This is a genomic window from Traorella sp. mt218 (genome assembly GCF_055420025.1).
Genome location: NZ_JBVAYM010000014.1, coordinates 25,650 through 48,634, shown reverse-complemented (window position 1 = coordinate 48,634; position 22,985 = coordinate 25,650). Strand labels below are relative to the sequence as shown.

Sequence of the window (22,985 nt, the reverse complement as noted above, 5' to 3'; positions counted from 1 at the left end):
GATTCATGATGTCTGTTGATGATTTGAATGCAGCGGCTATGAAACTTATTCTTCATGCCGGGAACTGCCGAGAAAATATACAATTGGCAATGCAAAATTTGGATGATATTGATGTTTGTGAAAATTATTTAGAAATTGCAAATCAAGAAATACTTTTAGCACATCGTTCACAAACTCAGGTAATACAGGATACCATTGAGGAGAATTTTTCACCTAATTTACTATTTATTCATGCACAGGATACAGTGATGACGGTGAATAGTGAACTTATTACAGCTAGGTATATTATAAATGCCTATAAAAAGTTAATAGATAAAATGAAAGGATAATGTTATGAAAAAGTTTCCAGAAAAATTTTTATGGGGCGGTGCGATTGCCGCAAACCAAGCAGAAGGTGCTTATTTAGCAGGCGGCAAAGGTTTAAGTATAGCGGATGTCATTCGGGTAGGAACGACAAATCCAGAAACAGGTGAATTATTTCGTCAAAGAGATGATCATGTAGTCGATGGAATTTATTATCCAAGTCATAAAGCTATTGATTTTTATCATAAATATCGTGAAGATTTGACTTTAATGCAAGAAATAGGATTTAATGTATTCAGAACATCAATAGCTTGGACAAGAATTTTTCCAACAGGTGAAGAAGATGAGCCGAATGAAGAAGGTCTTAAATTTTATGATGATCTTTTCAGTGAAATGTTGAAAAGAGGTATGGAGCCACTAGTTACCATTTCTCATTATGAAACACCTTTACCGCTATTTCAAAAGTACAATGGCTGGGAAGATCGTCGCTTGATTTCTTTATTTGAAAAATATTGCAGAGTTATTTTTGAAAGATATAAAGGAAAGGTAAAGTATTGGCTAACCTTTAATGAACTAAATAATGTACATGTCTTCCCATATACAGCTTGTGCAACGATAGCAGAGGGGGAAAGGAAGATGGATATTATCTATCAGGCGAGCCATAATATGTTTGTCGCAAATGCTATTGCAAATAAATTATGCCATGAAATCATACCTGATGCCATGATAGGTACGATGCTTTCTTATAGTGCTGTTTATCCTAATTCATGTCGTCCTGAGGATGTATTTGAAAGCATGCAATTAAGACGTCGTTCATTATTCTTTACAGATGTAATGGTACGAGGAGAGTATCCATCTTACTTTAATAGGATTAGAGAAGAAAAGAATCTTAACCTTAATATAACGGATGATGATATTCAACTCATTCGCCAATATCCAAGTGATTATATAGCTATTAGTTATTATAGAAGTACCACATATATAGCAGGAACACCACAAATTGGTCACACAGGAGGTATATTGGGAACTAAAAATCCATACTTAACGGCTAATGAATGGGGATGGCAAAGTGATGCATTAGGTTTGCGTAATGTATTAAATGAACTTTATGATCGTTATCAAAAACCTATTTTCATAGCAGAAAATGGGTTTGGCGCAAGAGATAAAGTGGAAGATGATGGTATTCATGACCCATATCGCATTGATTATCTAAAGAACCATTTAAAAGCTTTAAGAGAAGCTATATACGATGGTGTTGATGTTATAGGATATACGTGGTGGGGACCGATAGATATTGTATCAGCAGGTACAGGAGAAATGGAAAAACGATATGGCTTTATATATGTTGATTTAGATAATCAAGGAAATGGCAGTGGTGAGAGAAAAAGAAAAGATTCTTTTTATTGGTATCAAAGATGCATTAAAACGAATGGAAAAAGCATCGATGAGGAGTGATGATGTTTCTGATTTTATTTCCGTTGTGTTTCATGGCCGGACTTATTCAGACAGTAACTGGTTTTGGAAGTGGCGTAGTGATTATGTTAGTTTTGCCTCTCTTAATGCCTTTAATAGAAGCTAGTACGATTTCAAACAGCATAACTTTATTCCTATGTACTTCTTTAGCATGGCAATACAGAAAAACTATAAATTTTAAACTTATTATGTTTCCGCTTATAATTTTTTATATAGTGAGTGGAATTATATTAAGATGGGTGCCATATATGAATTCTTCAATACTTGAACCTTATTTTGGGTTATTCTTGATGGGGCTTTCCATTTATTTCTTAGTTTATTCAGAGCGTATTAAAATAAAAGCTAATCGATTTACAGCCAGTATTTGTGCTGCATTATCTGGAATTGTATCTGCTTTATTTGGGGTAGCAGGGCCTCCAATGGTTATATATTTTCTGTATGCAACCAGTACCAAAGAAGAGTATCAGGGCACCATTCAATTTTATTTTTTCTTAACTTGCTTATATACATTTATTATGAGAATTTACAATGGTTTGGTTAATCAAAGTATGATAATACCTATCATAGTTGGAATTATTATAATTGCTGTTGGACAGTTTATTGGAAATAAGTTAGTTAAACAGTTAGATGGTATTCGAATGAAAAAAATTATTTATTGCTTTCTAGCATTCTCTGGTGCCAGTATAATTCTAAAGAGTGTTATCGGATAATGCTATTTAGAAATCCTATTGTTTTGAGATTTAGAGTTGTGATAACGAAAAGAAAATATCTAGGAAGATAACATAAAACTCCAGTATTGCTATACTGGGGTTTTCTCTTATGTATTCAGCTGTTCTTTTACCTGAAAATGAGTTTTCATTATTCATGGAGCTTGATAAAAACTTGTATGCAAGAGTTAAAAGTATGGTATAATCTTTTTATGAGGCAGATTAATTATTTTGAAGCTTATTTAGACGATTTTGATAAGATCGTCATTTATATGTCAAAACAAAGCTATGAGGGAAACAGCCGTCTTTTTTATCTTGAAGATGAGAACGGAAGATTGGAAGATCTTGAAATTCAGACAATTGAACCGACGAGTAAAAATTACAATAAATATACATGTAAGACTCAAAAATCTGTAGAAATAGGAAAGGAATATCATGTCCTGCATGAATATGCACGCAGGTGTCCTTTAAAAACAGGTTATATTACGAAGCTTTTGGCATTTGATGAACAATTTAGCTATGATGGTAATGATCTGGGAGCTGTTTATACAAAGGAAAAGACCGTGTTTAAATTATGGGCACCAACTGCGGTAAAAGTCCGTTTGCATCTGGATGGAATCTCTTATCCGATGGAAAGAAAAGATCGTGGTATTTATGAGGTCACTGTCAATGGCGATATGGAAAAAAAGACGTATCTCTACTATATCTTAGTGGATGGCAGCTGGCAGGCGTGTGAAGATCCATATGGAAAGAGTTCGCTGGCAAATTCAAGATACAGTGTTGTTGTCGATATTGAGAAATTTAAAGATAAAAGGCCATCGTTGCCTGAATTGAGGCATTATACAGATGCGATCATCTATGAGATGAACGTGCGTGATTTTACGGCTCAAAATCAGGATCACGATTTTGAACATCCGAAGCAATTTTTGGGTGTTGTTGAAGAAAATGAACATACGATTCAGAAAAATATCGGTTTTACTTATTTGAAGCAATTGGGAGTGACGCATGTACAGCTGATGCCGGTCATGGATTTCGCCAGTGTCGATGAAAACAATCCTTCGGTTTTCTATAATTGGGGATATGATCCGGTCCAGTTCATGACCCCGGAGGGCAGTTACAGCAGCGATCCGGATGATCCTTATGCGCGTATCGTTGAATTAAAAGAGATGGTACATCAATTGCATAAGGCAGGGATCCGTGTGATCTTTGATGTCGTGTTTAATCATGTTTTTGAGATGGAAGATATGCCGTTGGCAAAGAGCGTTCCTAATTATTATTTTCAGATGAATAATGAAGGCTATTATTCCAATGGTTCCGGATGTGGCAATGATTTTGATTCTAAACGGGCGATGGGAAGAAAATACATCATTGACTGCTGCCGATATCTGATGGAAGTATATCATGCGGATGGCTTTCGCTTTGATTTGATGGGTATCTTGGATGTGGATACGATGAATCAGGTCTATGAAGCTTGTCATCAGATTGATAAGAATGTCATGATCTATGGTGAAGGCTGGAATATGCCAAGTTTTTTGGAGGGTGAACAGCGGGCCACGATCCTCAATGACTATAAGATGCCGCATATTGCTCATTTCTCGGATCGTTTTCGGGACGTGGCCAAGGGTCAGACAAGAATTGAAGAAGTGTATCAGAAAGGTTATTGCAGCGGTGATCTATCTCAGCTAGCGATGATGAAGGATGTATTAAGTGCTTCTGTTAGTGATGCATACACCTATCGATATTTCATGGAGCCTGTCAATGTCATCAATTATGTTGAATGTCACGATAATCAGACATGCTGGGATAAGCTGAAGGAGTGCTGTAAGGAAGATACTCGTGAGAAAAGGATCATGCGTCAGAAGATGTGTATTGCGGCCGTCCTTTTTGCACAAGGGATCCCGTTTCTTCATTCGGGCCAGGAATTTGCCCGTACAAAATATGGTAAACCTAATACTTATAACAGTAAGGATGATATCAATTGGCTCAACTGGGAGAGAAAAAACACATATGAAACGATCGTTGAATATACGAAGGATTGCATTCAGTTAAGAAAAGATCATGCTTGTTTGCGTTATCCAAGTACGCAAATGATTCAGGAGCATGTATCGTTTGGAGATATCGATGCAACGGTCTTATGTTATCATATTCATGATGGACAAGAAGATCTGATGATCATGTTTAATCCGAGTTATCGGGAGTTTGGCTATCCTTTTGATGGTATTCGCTACCTTCTCTTTTATAATGGCCGTGTTGATCATGAGATCGTGAATGGTTATCTGTCAATCCAGCCATTAAGTGTGATTGTATTAAGCAAAGGAGGATCACGATGAAAAGAAATCTTGCAACTACAATATTGCTGATGATATTTACCTGTGGTTTATATTATGTGTATCTTATTTATGCGATTTCCAGAGAAATGAATGAATTGCAGTATGATTATCGAAATGATCCGACAATGGATCTTCTGCTTTCACTGATTACCTGTGGAATTTATCATATTTACTGGTACTATAAAATAGGAAAGCAGATTGAGAATTTTCAATATGATCTAGGTATGCGGACAAGCTCAATTTCTCTTTTATGTCCGATATTGGCTGTTTTTCAGTTAGGGTTCATCAGTATGCTGATTCTTGTCAGTGAAATGAATCACTGTATCGATGAAAAAGAGTATTACTAATTTTTTGCTTGTAATTGTCATCTTTGTGGTTTTCTTCATGTGGCAATGCCCGTTTGAAAGAATTACCGGTATTCCTTGTCCGGGATGCATGATGACAACAGCTGCCTATTATCTGCTTTGCTTAGATTTTGAAAAGGCTTTTTATTTCAATCCGGTGATCTATCTTTTAGTTTTGATGTTTTTTCCGCTTCTCTATACGTATATTAAAGAAAGGAAATGGTTTAAAAGACTGTTGACGTTGACATTGGTCATTTGGATGGGCATTTATGTTTATCGCATGATCACGGTCTTTCCAAAGTATCCGATGGCATATGTCGAAGATAATCTGATCGCACGTTTGATCAAAGGAATCAAGTAGTTGAAAAACTGCTTTTTCTTTAGAAATGATGAAAGATATGGTATGATAAAAGAATGAAAAAGATATGGATGTTTCTGATGGCTGCAGCTTTGCTGGCTTCATGCAGCCGAACGATCGAAAATGAAGAAGAAGCTGTGCTGAAAGTAGCTGTTCATGATGAAGTTTATAAAGAGCAGTTAAATGAATTATGGAAGGAAACCTATCCGGATGCCGGGCTTGAAATCAGTGTCGTAAGTCAGGAAGAGATTCAGAATTCTATTGCGAATGGTGAAGATGTGGCTTATGACGTTTATTGGCTGGAAGATAAATATGTTCCTTTGGTCATTGATGAGCTTTTAGAACCTGAAAGTGATGTTGAGGTGAGCTTAAATACCAATTTTAATGATATCTTTGATAAGGTCAGAAAAGTTTATCAGCCGATCATGGCTCAGGGAATGAGCTATTATGCCCTTGATCTGAATAAGATCGAAAATGATGGGATCGATAAGGATACCTTTAAAGAGATTGAGAAAATAGCTGAATTGGATCATGGCTTTTATTATATGGATGATATTTATTTTACTTCGGCTTTCCTTACTTCAAATCTGAATTATCTGCCGGGAAGGGATCGGAATATCATTAATTTTACAGGTTCTGCTTTTCAGGAAGTACTTACTGATTATCAAAAGATTTTAGAGCTCATCGCATGTGATGACCCGGCTTCTTTTGATAACTGGTTTATTCAAAATACATATTATAGCGGCTTTGTCACAGACGGCATGCAGCTGAAGCAGGATGAAGAGGTCAATCAGGGAAGGTATCAGATTACCAAGCTGCCTACCATCAATGGTCATCAGCTTTATACCCAGGCTATCTCTTATGGCTATGTCATCAATAAGGATACCGCTTATCCGAATGCCGCTAAAAATTTGGTCAAGCTGATGCACTCCGTAAAAGGCATGCAGCTGTTATGTAATGATGAGATACGGATACCTTTGATTTTGGAAGATCAGCTGGATCAGTTTACGTTTGAAAATGAACATATTAAAGAAAAAACGATTGCGTTGAATGGGGCAATTTCAAGAAACTGGGTCGGTATTGAAAATAAAACAGAGGGAGCGTTGGATTTTCTTTATTTGGATACAACGATTGAAAAGATGAAGGCTTGCAATCTTGAAGAAATAGAAGCATGTCAGAATGAATTGGATGAAGATTATCAGGAATGGTTAAAATAGTATGGTACATATTGGAAATGATTGGGATCAATTATTAAAAGATGAATTTGAAAAGGATTATTATCAGCAGCTCAGGCGTTTTTTGGCGTATGAGTATAAGCATTATAAGATACATCCGGATATGTATGATATTTTCAATGCGTTAAAATATACGAGCTATCAGGATGTGAAGGTGGTTTTATTGGGACAGGACCCGTATCATGGACCAAATCAGGCACATGGACTATGTTTTTCGGTAAAGAAAGGGGTCATGCCCCCGCCATCCTTAAAAAATATCTTTAAAGAATTACACGATGATGTCGGCTGTACGATTCCTAGTCACGGGGAACTTGTGAAATGGGCCAAAGAAGGAGTATTGATGTTGAACACGGTGCTGACGGTACGGGAAGGTCAGGCGAATTCTCATGCCAATAAGGGTTGGGAAATACTGACAGATCGTATCATTGCTTTATTGAATGAGCGAAAAGAGCCGATCGTTTTCTTACTGTGGGGAAGAAATGCCCAGAATAAGAGCATAATGATCACTAACCCGCATCATCTTGTATTAAAGTGTGCTCACCCTTCACCGCTGTCAGCTTATAATGGTTTTTTCGGATGCCGCCATTTTTCCAAGACGAACGAATTTTTGAAGCAGCATGGCTATACGCCGATTGACTGGCAGATCGATTGATGATGTGGAAGAATGTAGAAGAAGCCATTGCGGTCATTGAAAGACGCCGGCATCATCATTCCGGTCTTGAACTTTTTAAAAAAGCGGTTGCTGAACTGCATGATCCGCAAGATCAGATTCAAACCATTCATGTAGGCGGCACGAATGGCAAAGGAAGCACGGTCAATTATCTGCGCAGCATCTTACAAAGAGCAGGATATCGGGTAGGTACATTTACCTCGCCTTATCTGATCAGTCATCATGACCGTATCCGTATCAACGATATCAGCATCAGTGATGAAAAACTTTTATCTTATATCAATGAAACAGAGTTTTTATGGGAAAAATATGATTTAAGCATGTTTGAAATCGATATGCTGATCGCTTCTTTGTATTTTAGAGATGAAGGGGCAGATATCGCAATTTATGAGGTGGGCATGGGCGGCCGTTTTGATGCGACCAATGTTCTTCAAAACCCCTTGGTGTCTGTGATTACCAATATCGGTATGGATCATATGATGTATCTGGGGGATACCTATGAAAAGATTGCTTATGAAAAAGCGGGCATCATCAAGGATGGTGTTGACTGCATCAGTGCCAGTGACAGAGAGGATTGTTTAAATGTTTTTGAAAGGGAAGCAGAAAAGCATCATTCACATCTCATAAAAATTGCCTCTGTCGATCATGTGCATGTTGATGATTTTTTGTATTTTGAATATCAGAAGCAAGAATATCAATTAAATACAAAAGCACTTTATCAGCGTTTGAATGCAGCCTTAGCCATTGAAACGATCCATTATCTAAATGAGAAAAAGAATTTTGATATCAATGAAACGATGATCAAAGAAGGCTTGTTTGATACGAGCTGGGCCGGACGTTTTGAGATCGTGCGTCAGGATCCGCTGATCATCATAGATGGAGCCCATAATTTGGATGGTATCAAAGCCCTTGTTGCTTCTTTACAGAATTATGATAAGATCCATATCATCTTTAGCTGTCTGAAAGATAAAGAAGGAGAAAAGATGCTTGCGGAATTGAGGCGTATCACACAGGATATCGTTCTTTGTGAGTTTGAGAATGAACGTGCTGATAAAGCAGAGCGTTTGGCTCAGCCTTTTTCTTTAAAGGTGGTTGAAGATTATCGGCAGGCGATCGATGAAGGCATGGAGAAAGAAGGAGTCTTGGTCATTTGCGGTTCCCTTTATTTTATTTCGCTTGTCCGCCGTTATCTGAGCAAAAAGTTAGAAAATAATTGAAAGGTTTAAGTTATGCTTTCATTTTACTGTTGAAAAAGTAAAATGAAACTCCTATAATGTAGATGTTAAGTAAGGAGATTATGTTATGTCAAAAGAAAAAGTATTAGTAGAAGTCAGTGCGCGTCATGCTCATTTATCAGACGCTGATCTAGAAACATTATTTGGAAAGGGGTATCAATTAACTCCTAAAAAAGATCTTTCACAACCGGGTCAGTTTGCCTGTGAAGAAAAAGTAACGATCAAAGGGGCTCGCGGTGAGCTGAAATTAAGTGTTTTGGGTCCTACTCGTAAAGCTACCCAGATCGAACTTTCACTCACAGATGCAAGAACTGTAGGTGTAAAAGCATTGATCCGTGAATCAGGAGATATTGCCGGTACGAATGGCATCATCGTTGCAGGACCTTGTGGTGAAATCGAAATCAAGGAAGGTGTCATTGCGGCAAAACGTCACATCCATATGACACCAAAGGATGCGGAATACTATGGTGTAACCAATGGTCAGATCGTAAGTGTCAAAGTAGAAACAGAAGACAGAACGACAACCTTTGGAGATACTGTAATACGTGTATCTGATTCTTATGCACTTGCAATGCATATTGATACAGATGAAGCTAATGCAGCTGGTGTCAGCGGTACAGCTATGGGAGAAATTATTCTTTAATTTTAAAATAAAACACCAGGAAGCTTTTTGAAAATTAAAAAGTTTCCTGGTATTTTTTTTTGTTTATAGCTTTAAGCATTGTATCAGTATAAAACAGTATTGGATGCTGTGAATTATGATGTAGTATTGAATGATGACTATTCAGTTGAAATGACTTATACTAAAGGTAGAAAAGCATTATAAAAGGAGTCATTATATAATGAAAAAAATACTTGTTGTGAGTGATAGTTTTAAAGGAAGCTTAACATCAAAAGAAATTTGTATGATATGGCAGGAAAAATTAAAAAAATATTCATCCCAATTTTCTTGTCATTGTATTCCATTTGCCGATGGCGGCGAAGGAAGTTTAGAAAGTTATCTCTCGTATGGTGGTGTTTTAAATGAGATCATCATTAAAGATAATCTACTTGGTGATATGAAAATTCCTTATGTGGTAGAGAATGATACGATGTTGATAGAATCGGCATCAGTTGTAGGTCTTCCTTTATATCAGGATTATCTTGCTCCCTTAACTCTTAATACATTTAACTTGGGCAAGATCATTCAATTTGGAATTGAAAATGGATTTAGAAAATTTGTTATCTTTTTAGGTGGCAGTGCAACTGTTGACGGTGGTATTGGTTTAGCCGAAGCTTTAGGTTATCGTTTTTTTGATAAGGAGGGAAAACGATTAGCCCCTTTACCATCAAATATGGAAAAGATTGAAATCATTGATATAAGTAAGGCAGATAGTCGGTTATCTGAATGTACATTTACATTAGGTGTCGATGTAACCAATCCTCTAACTGGAGAAAATGGCTGTGCTTTTGTATTTGGACCGCAAAAAAAAGCTACATATGAGCAATGCATACAGTTGGATAAAGGCTTATATCATTTATCTGATGTGTTAGAGAGGATGACACATCAATCTTTGAAAAAGATAGAAGGATTAGGTGCTGCCGGAGGCTTAGGTCTTTTTCTGGCTGCATTTCATCATGCCAGAATATTAAATGGTACGACCCTTTTGATGGAAAGATTGCACTTAGAATCTGAAATAAAACAAAGCGATTTAATGATTACGGGTGAAGGACGCTTTGATGAACAGTCATTACACGGAAAGCTTATTTCAAACCTCATATCTGAAGCAAAGAAATATAACGTGCCTATTTGGGTCATTACAGGATCCACAACGCTTAAAAATACTCATTATGTTGATCGAATCATTGTATTAAATGAACAAGAAATTCCATTGGAAAAGAAAATGCTTTCTGCAAAGATAGATTATTCTAAAAAAGTTGATGAAATATTTCAAGAACTCGTTAAGTTTCAATCGTCAGAATAGAGGAAACATGAATCAGAGTAAAAAAGTATTCTTGATAATAGTCTATGTATTGTGAGTTTTATTATTTCTTACATCCTATAGAAATTATGTCTATGATAAAACTAGATCAAGTAAAACGGTTGATGCTGATTTGGTGAATGCTGTGAAGAAAGCATGTGGAGGGAATTTATTAATGCTGGAGTTGAGTGGATACACTTGGATATAGCCGGATGCAGCAGTATTTCTAAGGATAATTGTTATTGTTGTGCCGGTCAACAGGTGTTGGTCGCAACATTAGGTTATTTATTTAAAAAATAGGATGTCTGTACACAACAGGCATTTTTCTTTTGGAAAAATCATACAATAAAAATCGAAAAAGAGATGAAATTGTAGAAATTAGGTAAAAATAACTTTTTTTATAGGTAAAATATGGAAAGCGTTTTCATCTTTTTTCTCAAAGTAGTAGATATTTTGTGAAAAAGTATTTATAATAGTGGTATAGATGTACCAGGGGGTTATAATTTATGAAACAACAGATGTTGGCAATGATTCTTGCCGGAGGACGTGGTACGCGTCTGGAAGCACTGACAAAGAAAGTTGCAAAACCAGCAGTTTATTTTGGTGGAAAATATCGTATTATTGATTTTCCATTGAGTAACTGTGCTAATTCAGGAATTAATATTGTGGGTGTTTTGACACAATATGAGTCCATTCAATTAAATTCTTATGTTGCCGGAGGAGGTCACTGGGGTCTTGATGCGAAAGACAGCGGTGTTTTTGTTTTGCCACCACGTGAAAAAGCAGATACAGAGTTTAATGTGTATCGAGGTACTGCCGATGCGATTACACAAAATATAGATTTTATTGATTCTTATGATCCGGAATATGTACTGATTCTTTCAGGTGATCATATTTATAAGATGAATTATGCCAAGATGTTGGCACATCATAAGGAAAACAATGCTGACTGTACGATTGCAGTCCTGCCGGTTCCGATGAAGGAGGCAAGTCGCTTTGGTATCATGAATACGGATGAAAGCGGCCGGATCATTGAATTTGAAGAAAAACCAAAGGAACCAAAGAGCAATTTGGCTTCAATGGGTATTTATATCTTTAACTGGAAGTTATTGAGAAAACTATTAAATGATGATGATAAGAATCCTGATTCTCATCATGATTTCGGTAAAGATATCATTCCGACGATGTTAAATGAAGGAAAGCGTTTGTGGTCATGGCGCTTTGAAGGATATTGGAAAGATGTCGGAACGATTTCTTCGTTGTGGGAAGCAAATATGGATCTTTTGTATCGTTCCAAAGAGCTGGATCTTCAGGATCAGACTTGGAAAATATATACACAGGATAAATGTGCGATTCCTCAGTATATTGGAGATCATGGAGATATCATTAATTCGATCGTTGACCAGGGCTGTTATATCGATGGAAAAGTGGAAGGCTCAGTGATCTCTACGAGCGTTAAGATCGGTAAAGATGCCTTAGTGCAGGATTCGGTCGTATTGCCGGAGTGTCAGATCGGAGAGGGTGCCCAGCTGCATCGGGTCATTGTTGCAAACGGCATCAAAATAGCCCCTAATATGGTAGTAGGAGATCCAAATAGCGAAGAGATTGAATTGATTTCCAAGAATGTGAGGTAAGAAATATGTGTAATGCACTTGGTATTGTTAATTTTCCGGGATCAAATGTTCGTATAAAGGGAATGCATGATTATCGTCCTATTGCAGCTTTTTCATTTTTAGGACGTTATCGTATGATTGACTTTCCTTTGTCAAATATGACAAATTCCGAAATAGAAGAAATTCAGATTTATTTAAAAAACCGTCCACGTTCCGTATTTTCTCATGTGGGAACAGGACGCCAATATAACATTAACTCAAAACGTGGAGGTATCAGTATCTTATATGGTGAAAATTCTCCGGAATCGGAATTCTATAATACAGATATTGCCAGTTTTAAAGCCAACATGCGAATCATTGAAAAGTCAACGAAGGATTATGTCGTGATTGCTCCAAGTTATATGTTGTATTCGATGAATTATGATACATTGTTGAAAAAACATCTTGAAAGCGGAGCAGATATTACGGTTGTTTATAAGTCGGTGGATGATGCAAAGACACGCTTTATTGACTGTGATACACTGGCTTTAAATAAACAAAAGGGTATATTGTCTATCGGAAAGAACCGGGGCAACTATAAGACTCGAAATATTTCTATGGAAACTTATGTGTTATCGAAAAATCTATTCATACAGCTGATCGATGAGGCATTGAAGGTGAGCTCGCTTTATTGGTTTACAGATATCTTAAATGAGAAATGTGAGGAATTAGATATTCGCGGTTATCAGTATCGCGGCTATTTAGCTGCCATTACAGACCTGACAAGCTATTATGAGGCCAATATGGAGCTGATTGATCCGGAAGTGGCTTCTGATCTGTTTAAGGAAGAGTGGCCTATCTATACACGTACGAATGATTCGCCTCCGACCAAATATACAGAAGATGCCAAGGTACGCCGATGTGTTATTTCAAATGGCTGTATGATTGAAGGTGAAGTTGAAAATTCGATCATTGGCCGTGGCTGTGTAGTGAAAAAAGGTGCTGTCGTGAAAAATGCGGTTATTTGTCCGAATTCGGTTATTGGAGAGAATGTGTATCTGAATAATATCGTTGTGGATAAGGAAGCGAATATTTCGCGAGTGAAGAACATACAAGGAGTCTGTGGATCACCGGCTTATGTAAGAAAAGGAGATCGTATCTAATGGAAAGAATTTTGATGGTTGCTGCGGAAGGCTTGCCGTTTATCAAAAGTGGAGGATTGGCTGATGTCATCGGATCATTGCCGAATGAGTTTAGAGCTCGCGGGTATGATGTCAGAGTTGTTATGCCTTTATATAAAAAGATAGCTATTAATTGGCATGATAAATTTACTTATTTGAGAACTTATACCGTAAATATCAATTATGAAGAAACCCAGGTCAATCTTTTCTATTATATCTATAATGATGTGACATATTATTTTATTGAACATCAGGGATATTTTGAAAGAGAAGCAATGTATGGGTATGAGGATGATGGTGAAAGATTTGCCTTTTTCCAGAAAGCTGTATTGGAAATGTTGAATCAGATCGATTATTTTCCTGAGATCATGCATTGTCATGACTGGCATACGGGTATGATCGCCGCTATGTGCAAAGAAAACTTTAATCATGATTATCGCTATCGTGGCATCAAGCATGTCTATACGATCCATAATCTTGCCTTCCAAGGTAATTTTGGAGCTGATATGCTGGAATCTTGTCTTGGGTTAGGCAACTATGTGTTTGATAATGGAAATGTGAAATTTGATGGCGGTATTAGCTTTTTGAAAGCAGGTATCGTCTATTCGGATAAGATCACGACCGTGTCGCCAAGCTATGCGGAAGAAATTAAAACGACCCAGTTTGGTGAAAGAATGGACGCAGTCTTACGATTCAGAGAAGCTGATCTCTGCGGTGTCGTCAATGGTATTGATACGAAGATGTGGGATCCAGAGAGTGATGCACTGATTATAAAGAATTATACATTTAAGACTTATAAGAAGGGAAAGGCTGAAAATAAAAAGGCTTTACAGAAGAAGTTAGGTCTTGAAGTGGATGAAAATGTCATGATGCTGGGTCTGGTTTCCAGACTTACATGGCAAAAGGGCATCTATCTGATCATCGAACAGTTATTCAATATCTGCAATCAGCCAATTCAGTTAGTCATTCTTGGAAGTGGCGAAGCAGGGCTTGAAGAGAAACTAAGAGAAGCTGAGTGGGGCAATAAAGGAAAGGTTTGCTTCTATTGTGGCTATAATGAAGCACTGTCACATGAAATTTATGCTGCCAGCGATCTCTTCTTGATGCCATCTCTGTTTGAACCATGTGGTATCTCACAGCTTATCTCTATGCGCTATGGCACATTGCCACTCGTAAGAGAAACCGGTGGATTGAAAGATACGGTACAGCCTTACAATCAATATACCGGAGAGGGCTGCGGCTTCAGTTTCGCTAACTACAATTCGAATGATATGATGCATGTATTGTGGGAAGCCATTGATCTTTACTATAATAACCCGACAGCATGGAAAGGTATTGTGAAGAATGCCATGGAAAAAGATGTTTCCTGGGCTCAAAGTGCAGAATTTTATCTAGGTATATATCGAGAGCTCTGTGGAGAATAGGAATGAAAAGCACTGGTGACAGTGCTTTTTTTTAGAAAGGGGATTCTATGTTACATATTTATAGTGAAAACGAAAAAAAGAAATTAGGATAATTTTGTAGTTATTTATCAGAAATGTCAAGATTTTTGATAATCATGAACGCTGTCTTAACAACACTCATGTTTGGTTTTTCAATTTTTCTTATTTTATGAGAGTGAGCATGAAATAGGTATTTTAATGTCTGTGGAAGAAAAAAGATCAAGGTAGTTTTACAAATTGTACTTGAAATGTGTGTGTTTTTTAAGCATTAAGAATCTCGCTTTATACAGGATTTTGGTAATCTGTATTCTAAATATTTATTGAATCATACAATCGTCGCACAACAAGAAAATCTATGTTATGAGAAGATAATTTACAGAATGAATTAGTGGAGAATTATCAAATTGATATGAGTTAAATATATTTTATGTATGGAGTGCTGGCTATGTGTGCTAGTAATATGTTCTTGGATACTAATAATCTATATTATAAAGATGAAATCACGGAAAATATTAATGTAATCAGGATGAATCGTTTAATAAATCTGTAATGTTTGATGTATGTGTTGCAGCTTTTTACTTGTTCTATAAAATGAATAATAGAAAAAATTTAAATATTTTTGGGAATTTTGTCATTTTGGTGCATATAGAATAGTAGGAGGTATTTAATGCAAATTAAAAAAGATAAAATTCCTTTAGATCAAATTATCAAGATGATCCTAAGAGAAAAAACCGTTCTCTCTATCCTCATGAAGGAGCTTATTGAAGAATATAGTCCTTATTCTTTGAATGAAATTGAACAATGTATCGAACCTCAGGGAGATGTACCCTTACATAGTCGTATGACTTCGGGGCACCGAAATGAAAACAACGAAGATTACAGAAGTATTTATTTTGATTCTCTTGTCTATGCCTCTTTACCACAGGATCATGGAAAGATTGCTATGATTATCAATCTCGAAGCACAGGGCATTTTAAAAGGAAAAAGTCATGTACTTAGTAGAGGGAACTACTATACCAGTAGAAATATTTCCATGCAGATAGGGAAACTATTTGATCATGGACAATATGACGATATCGTCAAGGTGGTATCGATCTGGATCGTGTTTAATGCACCCTTGTATAAGCAGGGGAGCATTAATCGATATCGGATGAGAGAGGAACATGTTTTAGGAAACGTATGTGAAGATGAGAAATATTTTGATAAACAGGAAATCATTGTGCTATACTTAGGATATAAGGAGAACGAATCGGTTTCATCCAATGTGTTAAGAATATTGCTTGATGAGGGCATGACGGTGGCAAAGAAAAAAGAGGAACTGAGGAAATATGATTTTGAATTGACAGAAAGCCTTGAAGAGGAGGTAGAAGAGATGTGTGATTATAGCTTTTATCTAGAACAGAAATACATGGAAAAAGGTTTGAAAAGAGGAATTGAACAGGGAATTGAACAGGGAATTGAACAGGGAATTGAACAAGGAATTGAACAAGGAATCGAACAAGGAATTGAACAGGGTATTGAACAAGGGATTTGTTCATCTTTATGTTCTTTGATGGAGAATATGAAAATTAATTTACAGGAAGCTATGAAGTTATTAAATGTTCCTGAAAGTGAATATGAACAGTATTCTAAGATGTTGAATGTTAAAGAATAATTGATCATTTAGTTATTTAAAAAAAGAAAGAAAATCAAGATAGTGTAAACTAAACTGTGTAAGTTAAAAACGTACCGCTTAACTTATGCAGTTTTTATAATGTCTTTGGCAAAATAGAAGGAAGAAAAGGAAATGACAGATATGGCAAAAAAAAAGAGATTCCAAGACTGTTGCACTCGCACAAGAAATCATCAAACAATTTAACTCAAAACAGCAGAAGATACAAATGAAGCTCTGATAGAATTATTTGGTCCTATCTTTGAAGGACTGTTTCAAGGAGAAATGGGACACCATCTAGACACTTAGAAATGGCTATGAAGCGAAAGAATCTGCCGTCTATACGATTTTAGGATATGATTTGAATGAGTATCCCGAGGAATAGAAGATGTATTCTTCATTTCAACGGATGACGTCAGAGAATTGGAGGAAGGCGCAAAGGCTATCTTTCCTAAAGCTGTCGTACAGCGCTGCATTGTTCATTTAATTCGTAATTCGATCAAGTATGTTCCCAGAAGGAACATAAAAAATTTGCATAAGATCTAAAGAAAATATACGGGGCAGTCAATTTAAAAACAGCCAATTCGGCATTTGAAATATTTAGTAAAACATGGGAGTCATATCCAAAAGCCGTAGAGGTTTGGAAAAAGAATTATAAATTTGTGGAACAATTATATGATTATGGAAGCGATGTTCAACGAATCATGTACACAACCAATGCGATCGATTCCATTCATTCAAGTTTCCGAAAGGTTACAAAAAAAAGTGCATTTCCAAATGAAAACGCCCTTTTTAAACTCTTGTATTTAAGATGCAAAGAACTTATTCGAAATTGGCCCCATGTTCTCAATCAGCTAAAGGTAAATCCTTTGTTCCCTCAACACATTGAGAAAAATTTAAATTTGTTTTTTAATAATTTATTTACACACTTTTCTTGACAAATCCAAAATCAAAATACCCTCATGATTTTTTTTATTGATTTATATATTTATTTGCTGATGATCGATTGAATGTTCTTTAAACGGATTGAAATTGTTCCATCCTGTTCATTGACAAATTCAACAAATTCCCTGCTGTTCATAAAATCAATAGGAATCGTAATTTCAATACCATTATCTGTTTTAATTTTCTGGGTCTTCTGCTGTTTGCTTAATTTTATGTTTTCTACACTGACCGTTTCTTCAATCCCCTGTTTTTTCATCTCGTCTTTAAATTCGCTTTGTGCGATCGGATTTTCAAATAATAATTCCGCAATTTCATTCGTTTCTATCTGACTTCCTTCTTCGATGCTTTCTTTGACAGCTGTTTTTAAAGCAGGGATCGTTTTGAGCTCATTGAGATGATATTTAGTCGTAAGATTTTCTACGCACTGGCTGATTGCCGACATTGCTTCTTTGTAGCTGGGTTTTGCTTTACAGGAAAGGATATCTTCCAATACATAGCGTTTGGTCGTTTGAAAGATATAGGGATTTTCGATCAGTTGTAAATGGGAAGTGGCATATTCCACGATAAAAATTTTATCTTCTTTCATGATATTGCTTGAAAAAAGAGTCTTATATAATACAAAATCATTTTGAATCTGAGCGTCATCGCTGTGAGTAGCATGTGTAAGCTTTGAAAAATTAACATTATCAATACCTACCAAGTAACGGATATCTTCATGCTTGACCTCCGCAAAGATAAAATCACTGGTTTGAAAAAGATTCCATTTTCTTTTTTCTTCAAAGATATGATGAGCAATCTGTACAGACAGCTTTACAAAGTCATTGTGATTTGTCTTATAGTCAAAGATCCATTGTTCAACAGGACTGTTGACAAAATGCGCTTCTTTTCTATTTTGACTGTTAAAGATCTTTTTGAGCTTGCTTTCAATATGTGGGTAGATATCTTCATTGATTTTTTCTATTTCCTGATCACTGGGTACAAAGATGTTTTGCTGGGTATCCATGATATGAAGAATGAGTTTTTGTATTTCCATATATCCTCCTTTTGCGTGCTTTCTATCTTAACATAAGGGGAGGGGAGATGCAAATATCTCAAATGTAATATAAAAATGTATGAAAATATTTACCAAAATATTGCTAACGCTTACAAATTCGTGTAGAATAAAATTAAAGAAAAGAGAGGTGAATGAGATGAGGACTTTAAAACGAATCATTTTATCAATCTGTCGAAGACCGGCACAATCAGTGATCATGTTTTTGATTGTGTTTATATTAGGTAATATTTTATTTGCTTCTATTTCTATCAATTTCTCTTGTGATAATGTCAGCAAAGAAATTCGTCGTCAAGTAACATCAACCATTCAGATCAAACAGACAAATACGAGCATTACACATGATAAACTCATGAAATTTGGTGAATTGGTCGATGAATTGCAAGATCATGAAAGTGTGAATCAGATATTTCCGATACGTACGTTAAACTTAGCGTATTTTGTTGAAACTGAAGAGGGTGACTACAAAATGGTGGGAGATACATTTACGGGAATATCAACAGTTGAAAACCTGCCATATGATTATAAGATCATTGAGGGTAGAAACTATACGCAGGAAGATTTAGATAGTGAGATTCCTAAGATCGTCGTACAGGATTATTGGAATGAGTATCATGTGGGAGATTTCTATACGGTTCAGTTAAAGGATTATGTGATCTCAGAGGAAAGTTTTGGCCCTGTACCTGAAATTGTTGCCGGTCCTGAGTTTTCTTTTGAGGTGATTGGGGTTTATCGGAATAAGGAATTAAAGAAAGATTATTATCATTCTTCTTGGACAGAGGATACAATCGTTTCCAATCATGCACTTGATCAGCTTTATGAGGCTCAACAGCAAGTTTTGGAGGCACATTCCCAGGAAGATAAAGAGGTATTTCTTTCAAGAAATTTTGATAATATCCGTACACAGTTTCCAAATATTGTTTATGAGGAAATCTCTATTGATGTGAAAGGTATGGATGCCTGTGAACAATTAGAAGAAGAAATCAGAAATGATGATCGTTATCCGAATGGCTTTTTCAATATGGAATCTTCGATGGATGATTATCGTTATGTGCAGGGACCTGTGGAGAATCTGAAAGCTTTGGCAGATGTGGCAATGGGGGCAAGCGTTGTTCTAATTGTTGTTCTGCTGTGTCTGGTTTCAATGCTTTTCCTTAGAAATCGTAAGCATGAGATCGGTATCTTAATGGCCTTGGGAGAAAGAAAGAGAAATATTCTGATACAGTATGCAGGTGAAATCGTACTTGTGGGCATGCTGGCGACAACGTTTGCGTTATTTAGCGGAAATAAATTGGGAGAAATAATCTCGAATGAATTTATTAAGATACAGGTAGATGTGGATAGTGAAATTGAATATAGTGAGCGTCATGAAGGCGAAGTAACTCAGCTGGATATGATGGAAGCCTACAAAGTTGAGATAGATTCACAATATATTTGTGCGATTTATGGTATAAGCTTTGTGATCATGATCGGTGTGAGTGGTGTATTGGTTTTATATATAATCAGGTTGAAACCTAAGGATGTATTGATGTAGGAGGGAGATTATGCTTTTAATTATTGCGATTGAATTAGCTTTGATCATTGCTTTGTTAGTGATTTTAATTTTAGGTTTATTTCCAAATAAAAAATAAAAGGGGAGAAAATCATGTATGTATTAGAAACAAAAGATTTATATTTTACTTATCCGGATGGAGATGGACGAAAGATCATCCTGAATGATGTGAGCGTGTCGTTTGAACTGGGAAAGTTTTATACGATCCTGGGAAGCAGCGGATCCGGGAAGACGACCTTTCTATCCTTGATAGCGGCACTGGATAAGCCTGAAAAGGGAGAGATCTTATATTGCGGTGAAAATATTGAAAAGGTAGGCTATGAGCGATATCGAAGGAATGATATCGGAATCGTGTTTCAAAGCTATAATCTGATACCTTATATGAATGCCTTAGAAAATGTGATGGTGGCGATGTCGATCGGCGATCATCACTGGGAAGGAAATATGAAAGAAAGAGCGTTGGAGATACTGGAAAGTGTCGGGATCGATGGCAGCAAGGCAACAAGAAGGATCAACCGGTTAAGCGGAGGGGAGCAGCAGCGAGTAGCGATCGCACGGGCGATTTCCACAGATGCGAAGGTGATCCTGGCAGATGAGCCGACAGGGAACCTGGATGGGAAGACGAGCGAAACGATCATTGAAATCTTTAAAGAGCTGGCACATGAACAGGAGAAGTGTGTGATCATGGTGACACATTCAGAGAAGATAGCAGGCGAGAGTGATATCGTATTGAAGCTGAATACCGATATTCAAAATTTTGAGGTCAGAGGATCATGAAATGGGCAAAAAGGGCATGGCTAAGCATCATAAGAAGGCCATTTAAAACACTGCTGCTTTTTCTGGTGATTTTTGTGATGGTTACTTTATTGGCAGGTTCTTTGTCGATCATCATGGCAAGTGGCAAGATCAAGGAACAGTTAAGCGAAGGTATTGGACCTGAGGGAACGATCACGATGGATTATAGTTATGAAAATCCTGATTTAAATGAGATGTTTACTTATTCTTTTCTTGAGAATTATGTGGATACGATGGAGAGCTTATGTGCAAATGAAAATGTCATAAGCTGTGAATATCATGTTAATACTTTAGCGAATGCATTGTATTCTGATTTATGGGGAAATGAAAATGCATTGGGAAGCGTTATCGCTTCTTTGTATGGTACCAATGTAACAGAACCGGCTTTAATTAAGGAAGGTACCTTGCATCTGACACAGAATCTTTCAGGACGTTTCTTTACTCAGGAGGAAATTGATAATGGAGAATTTGTCATTCTTACCAATCGTGATCTGGCGAAAGCTTCTTCTGGACTTTCGACAGGTTTGTGCAAGGTAGGAAATGAAGTTACATTATCGATTCCGATCAATTATAATTATTTGGATAACGGTGATGTTGAGGTAGAGTATTATAAATTTAATGCGAAGGTGATTGGTACTTTTTCCGGTGATGGAGGAGATTCGCGTATTTATATTCCAAATAAAGCATTGATGAAGATATTGGAAGAGGCAGACAGCTTTTTTGCGATGCGTAATTGTCATGCTGATTATGCAGCTTTTAGAGTGAGTGATCTGGAAGCGATGGATGCCTTTGATGAACTGGCGAAAAAGACCGTACGTGAAGTACCGGGTGCCAGTTATGAATCATCGACAACGATTTACAAGAAAAATGCAGGTCCGGTAGAAAATCTGGATACGATCGCGAAAGTGATCTTTGTTGCAGCGCTGATTGCAACCATTATTATTTTAAGCTTGGTCGTTGTTTATTTCATGCAGGACAGGCGCAAGGAAATCGGTATTTATGCCTCTTTAGGAGAAAGTAAGAAGCATATCATCTCTCAGCTTGTTTTAGAGGTTGCTTTAGTGGCCGTCATTGCGATTTCTGCAGCCAGTGCCAGCGGACTCTTTTTAGGAAATAAGTTATCGGATTATATGCTGGAAATCCAGCGTTATGTGCAGCGACAGCAAGATCTCGGTGATCTGGCGAATTTACCGGTGATTTATAAACCGATGTTTAGTGACAGGCTGGATACTCGTGATGCTGTGATCGATAATTTTGCCATTGAAGCGGATGCGCAGTATTTTGTAACGCTTTATGTTGTTGGTGAAGTAACCGTACTTATTTCTTGTGGTTTTTCGATGATCTATCTGACGAGGTTTCGTCCAAAGGAAATTATGATGTAGAGGGCTTGCCCTCTTTTCTTATTGTTTTTTTGCTTTTATATGGTAGTATAAAGATAATGGAGTGATGATATGAAACAATGTATTATTTTTGATATGGATGGCACGTTATGGGATTCGAGTGAATCTGTGCTGGCTGCCGGTAATGAAGTGATTGAAAAAAGATTGGGGATCAAAAATTATTTGAATCAGGATATCATGAATCAGGTCATGGGGCTTGAAATTGAAGAGATTGCAAATATTTATTTTCCTCAGCTTGATCCTGATGAAAGATTAAAGCTTACTCTGGAATGCCTGGATAATGAAAATAAATATATTGCCAAGCATGGAGGAATCCTTTATGACGGAGTAGAGGAAACATTGGCCAAGCTTTCACAAAAGCATGATCTCATGATTGTTACCAATGCACAGGATGGCTATGTGGAAGCGATGTTTGCGGCACATCCGCTAGGACAATATTTTAAGGATTATGAAACACATGGACGAACAGGACTTGTGAAAGGTGAAAATCTGAAGCTGATCATGAAGCGCAATGGATATCAGGATGCCTGCTATGTCGGTGATACGATGAAGGATTATGAAGCTTGTGAGCTTGCCGGCATTCCGATGATCTATGCATCTTATGGTTTTGGAAAAGTGGCAAATGCATGGAAGACAATCGATCATTTTTCTGAATTGCTGGATTTGTTTGAAGGTATGTGATTTTAGTAACAAAGATGCACTGAAATGTTGAGTCAAAAAAATTTTAGTGGTATAATAGGAACGAAATAGAGGAGGATTT

At 36.7% G+C, this 22,985-nt stretch carries 21 protein-coding genes and 1 pseudogene; 21 read left to right on the top strand and 1 reads right to left on the bottom strand.

Annotated features, from left to right (window positions below; genetic code table 11):
* Positions 1-5 precede the first annotated feature (5 nt).
* The 17 genes and pseudogenes from ACZYT3_RS08350 to ACZYT3_RS08270 form a co-directional block, all read left to right on the top strand.
* Positions 6-329, top strand: a complete 324-nt coding sequence (locus tag ACZYT3_RS08350; RefSeq protein ID WP_464088314.1) for a PTS lactose/cellobiose transporter subunit IIA — start codon at positions 6-8, stop codon at positions 327-329.
* Positions 330-333: 4 nt separating this feature from the next.
* Complete coding sequence (locus ACZYT3_RS08345) at positions 334-1,758, top strand: glycoside hydrolase family 1 protein (protein ID WP_464088313.1); 1,425 nt, start codon at positions 334-336, stop codon at positions 1,756-1,758.
* Between the two features lie 2 nt (positions 1,759-1,760).
* Positions 1,761-2,486 carry a sulfite exporter TauE/SafE family protein gene (locus tag ACZYT3_RS08340; RefSeq protein ID WP_464088312.1) on the top strand — a complete coding sequence of 242 codons (726 nt, stop codon included), beginning with the start codon at positions 1,761-1,763 and terminating at the stop codon, positions 2,484-2,486.
* A gap of 209 nt (positions 2,487-2,695) precedes the next feature.
* Positions 2,696-4,813: a type I pullulanase gene (gene pulA / locus ACZYT3_RS08335; RefSeq protein ID WP_464088311.1), complete on the top strand. Its 2,118-nt coding sequence runs from the start codon at positions 2,696-2,698 to the stop codon at positions 4,811-4,813.
* Positions 4,810-5,160: a DUF4234 domain-containing protein gene (locus tag ACZYT3_RS08330; protein ID WP_464088310.1), complete on the top strand. Its 351-nt coding sequence runs from the start codon at positions 4,810-4,812 to the stop codon at positions 5,158-5,160. Before pulA ends, ACZYT3_RS08330 begins: the two co-directional genes overlap by 4 nt.
* Positions 5,141-5,518, top strand: coding sequence for a DUF2752 domain-containing protein (locus ACZYT3_RS08325; RefSeq protein ID WP_464088309.1), 378 nt, complete (start codon positions 5,141-5,143; stop codon positions 5,516-5,518). Before ACZYT3_RS08330 ends, ACZYT3_RS08325 begins: the two co-directional genes overlap by 20 nt.
* A 53-nt stretch (positions 5,519-5,571) precedes the next feature.
* Complete coding sequence (locus ACZYT3_RS08320; protein WP_464088308.1) at positions 5,572-6,732, top strand: extracellular solute-binding protein; 1,161 nt, start codon at positions 5,572-5,574, stop codon at positions 6,730-6,732.
* Position 6,733: 1 nt separating this feature from the next.
* Positions 6,734-7,402, top strand: coding sequence for a uracil-DNA glycosylase (locus ACZYT3_RS08315; RefSeq protein WP_464088307.1), 669 nt, complete (start codon positions 6,734-6,736; stop codon positions 7,400-7,402).
* A complete protein-coding gene (locus ACZYT3_RS08310) occupies positions 7,402-8,637 on the top strand; it encodes a bifunctional folylpolyglutamate synthase/dihydrofolate synthase (protein WP_464088306.1) in 1,236 nt (411 codons plus the stop codon). Before ACZYT3_RS08315 ends, ACZYT3_RS08310 begins: the two co-directional genes overlap by 1 nt.
* An 85-nt stretch (positions 8,638-8,722) precedes the next feature.
* Positions 8,723-9,298 (top strand): phosphate propanoyltransferase, encoded by a 576-nt coding sequence (gene pduL, locus ACZYT3_RS08305; protein WP_464088305.1) that lies wholly within the window; start codon positions 8,723-8,725, stop codon positions 9,296-9,298.
* Between the two features lie 199 nt (positions 9,299-9,497).
* On the top strand, positions 9,498-10,619 hold the full coding sequence (locus tag ACZYT3_RS08300; protein WP_464088304.1) for a glycerate kinase family protein: 1,122 nt from the start codon (positions 9,498-9,500) through the stop codon (positions 10,617-10,619).
* A gap of 153 nt (positions 10,620-10,772) precedes the next feature.
* A complete protein-coding gene (locus tag ACZYT3_RS08295; protein ID WP_464088303.1) occupies positions 10,773-10,916 on the top strand; it encodes a hypothetical protein in 144 nt (47 codons plus the stop codon).
* Positions 10,917-11,122: 206 nt separating this feature from the next.
* Positions 11,123-12,250: a glucose-1-phosphate adenylyltransferase gene (locus ACZYT3_RS08290; RefSeq protein WP_464088302.1), complete on the top strand. Its 1,128-nt coding sequence runs from the start codon at positions 11,123-11,125 to the stop codon at positions 12,248-12,250.
* Positions 12,251-12,255: 5 nt separating this feature from the next.
* Positions 12,256-13,371: a glucose-1-phosphate adenylyltransferase subunit GlgD gene (gene glgD / locus ACZYT3_RS08285; RefSeq protein WP_294561143.1), complete on the top strand. Its 1,116-nt coding sequence runs from the start codon at positions 12,256-12,258 to the stop codon at positions 13,369-13,371.
* Complete coding sequence (gene glgA / locus ACZYT3_RS08280) at positions 13,371-14,813, top strand: glycogen synthase GlgA (RefSeq protein ID WP_464088301.1); 1,443 nt, start codon at positions 13,371-13,373, stop codon at positions 14,811-14,813. Before glgD ends, glgA begins: the two co-directional genes overlap by 1 nt.
* A gap of 685 nt (positions 14,814-15,498) precedes the next feature.
* Positions 15,499-16,485 carry a hypothetical protein gene (locus tag ACZYT3_RS08275; protein ID WP_464088300.1) on the top strand — a complete coding sequence of 329 codons (987 nt, stop codon included), beginning with the start codon at positions 15,499-15,501 and terminating at the stop codon, positions 16,483-16,485.
* Positions 16,486-16,783: 298 nt separating this feature from the next.
* Positions 16,784-17,420: pseudogene (locus ACZYT3_RS08270) on the top strand (transposase); the annotation flags it as partial.
* 50 nt (positions 17,421-17,470) lie between these two features.
* Here the strand turns inward: ACZYT3_RS08270 and ACZYT3_RS08265 are convergent.
* Positions 17,471-18,460 (bottom strand): nucleoid-associated protein, encoded by a 990-nt coding sequence (locus ACZYT3_RS08265; protein ID WP_464088299.1) that lies wholly within the window; start codon positions 18,458-18,460, stop codon positions 17,471-17,473.
* A 157-nt stretch (positions 18,461-18,617) separates the two neighbouring features.
* On the opposite strand from ACZYT3_RS08265, the gene ACZYT3_RS08260 reads away from it, so the two are divergent.
* From ACZYT3_RS08260 to ACZYT3_RS08245, 4 genes are all read left to right on the top strand, one after another.
* On the top strand, positions 18,618-20,012 hold the full coding sequence (locus ACZYT3_RS08260; RefSeq protein ID WP_464088298.1) for an FtsX-like permease family protein: 1,395 nt from the start codon (positions 18,618-18,620) through the stop codon (positions 20,010-20,012).
* Positions 20,013-20,123: 111 nt separating this feature from the next.
* A complete protein-coding gene (locus ACZYT3_RS08255; RefSeq protein WP_464088297.1) occupies positions 20,124-20,807 on the top strand; it encodes an ABC transporter ATP-binding protein in 684 nt (227 codons plus the stop codon).
* The gene (locus ACZYT3_RS08250; protein WP_464088296.1) at positions 20,804-22,207 is read left to right on the top strand and encodes an FtsX-like permease family protein; all 1,404 of its coding nucleotides are present in this window, start codon (positions 20,804-20,806) and stop codon (positions 22,205-22,207) included. The genes ACZYT3_RS08255 and ACZYT3_RS08250 overlap by 4 nt, the downstream gene beginning before the upstream one ends.
* A 69-nt stretch (positions 22,208-22,276) precedes the next feature.
* On the top strand, positions 22,277-22,906 hold the full coding sequence (locus tag ACZYT3_RS08245; RefSeq protein WP_464088295.1) for an HAD family hydrolase: 630 nt from the start codon (positions 22,277-22,279) through the stop codon (positions 22,904-22,906).
* Positions 22,907-22,985: the final 79 nt, after the last annotated feature.

Coding starts and splice junctions, on each gene's coding strand:
- ACZYT3_RS08340 (WP_464088312.1), top strand. CDS start 1,761: ATGTTTCTGATTTTATTTCCGTTGTGTTTCATGGCCGGACTTATTCAG.
- ACZYT3_RS08255 (WP_464088297.1), top strand. CDS start 20,124: ATGTATGTATTAGAAACAAAAGATTTATATTTTACTTATCCGGATGGA.
- ACZYT3_RS08330 (WP_464088310.1), top strand. CDS start 4,810: ATGAAAAGAAATCTTGCAACTACAATATTGCTGATGATATTTACCTGT.
- glgA (WP_464088301.1), top strand. CDS start 13,371: ATGGAAAGAATTTTGATGGTTGCTGCGGAAGGCTTGCCGTTTATCAAA.
- ACZYT3_RS08290 (WP_464088302.1), top strand. CDS start 11,123: ATGAAACAACAGATGTTGGCAATGATTCTTGCCGGAGGACGTGGTACG.
- pulA (WP_464088311.1), top strand. CDS start 2,696: ATGAGGCAGATTAATTATTTTGAAGCTTATTTAGACGATTTTGATAAG.
- ACZYT3_RS08260 (WP_464088298.1), top strand. CDS start 18,618: ATGAGGACTTTAAAACGAATCATTTTATCAATCTGTCGAAGACCGGCA.
- ACZYT3_RS08265 (WP_464088299.1), bottom strand. CDS start 18,460: ATGGAAATACAAAAACTCATTCTTCATATCATGGATACCCAGCAAAAC.
- ACZYT3_RS08350 (WP_464088314.1), top strand. CDS start 6: ATGATGTCTGTTGATGATTTGAATGCAGCGGCTATGAAACTTATTCTT.
- glgD (WP_294561143.1), top strand. CDS start 12,256: ATGTGTAATGCACTTGGTATTGTTAATTTTCCGGGATCAAATGTTCGT.
- ACZYT3_RS08315 (WP_464088307.1), top strand. CDS start 6,734: ATGGTACATATTGGAAATGATTGGGATCAATTATTAAAAGATGAATTT.
- ACZYT3_RS08325 (WP_464088309.1), top strand. CDS start 5,141: ATGAAAAAGAGTATTACTAATTTTTTGCTTGTAATTGTCATCTTTGTG.
- ACZYT3_RS08345 (WP_464088313.1), top strand. CDS start 334: ATGAAAAAGTTTCCAGAAAAATTTTTATGGGGCGGTGCGATTGCCGCA.
- ACZYT3_RS08275 (WP_464088300.1), top strand. CDS start 15,499: ATGCAAATTAAAAAAGATAAAATTCCTTTAGATCAAATTATCAAGATG.
- ACZYT3_RS08245 (WP_464088295.1), top strand. CDS start 22,277: ATGAAACAATGTATTATTTTTGATATGGATGGCACGTTATGGGATTCG.
- pduL (WP_464088305.1), top strand. CDS start 8,723: ATGTCAAAAGAAAAAGTATTAGTAGAAGTCAGTGCGCGTCATGCTCAT.
- ACZYT3_RS08295 (WP_464088303.1), top strand. CDS start 10,773: ATGTGGAGGGAATTTATTAATGCTGGAGTTGAGTGGATACACTTGGAT.
- ACZYT3_RS08300 (WP_464088304.1), top strand. CDS start 9,498: ATGAAAAAAATACTTGTTGTGAGTGATAGTTTTAAAGGAAGCTTAACA.
- ACZYT3_RS08310 (WP_464088306.1), top strand. CDS start 7,402: ATGATGTGGAAGAATGTAGAAGAAGCCATTGCGGTCATTGAAAGACGC.
- ACZYT3_RS08250 (WP_464088296.1), top strand. CDS start 20,804: ATGAAATGGGCAAAAAGGGCATGGCTAAGCATCATAAGAAGGCCATTT.
- ACZYT3_RS08320 (WP_464088308.1), top strand. CDS start 5,572: ATGAAAAAGATATGGATGTTTCTGATGGCTGCAGCTTTGCTGGCTTCA.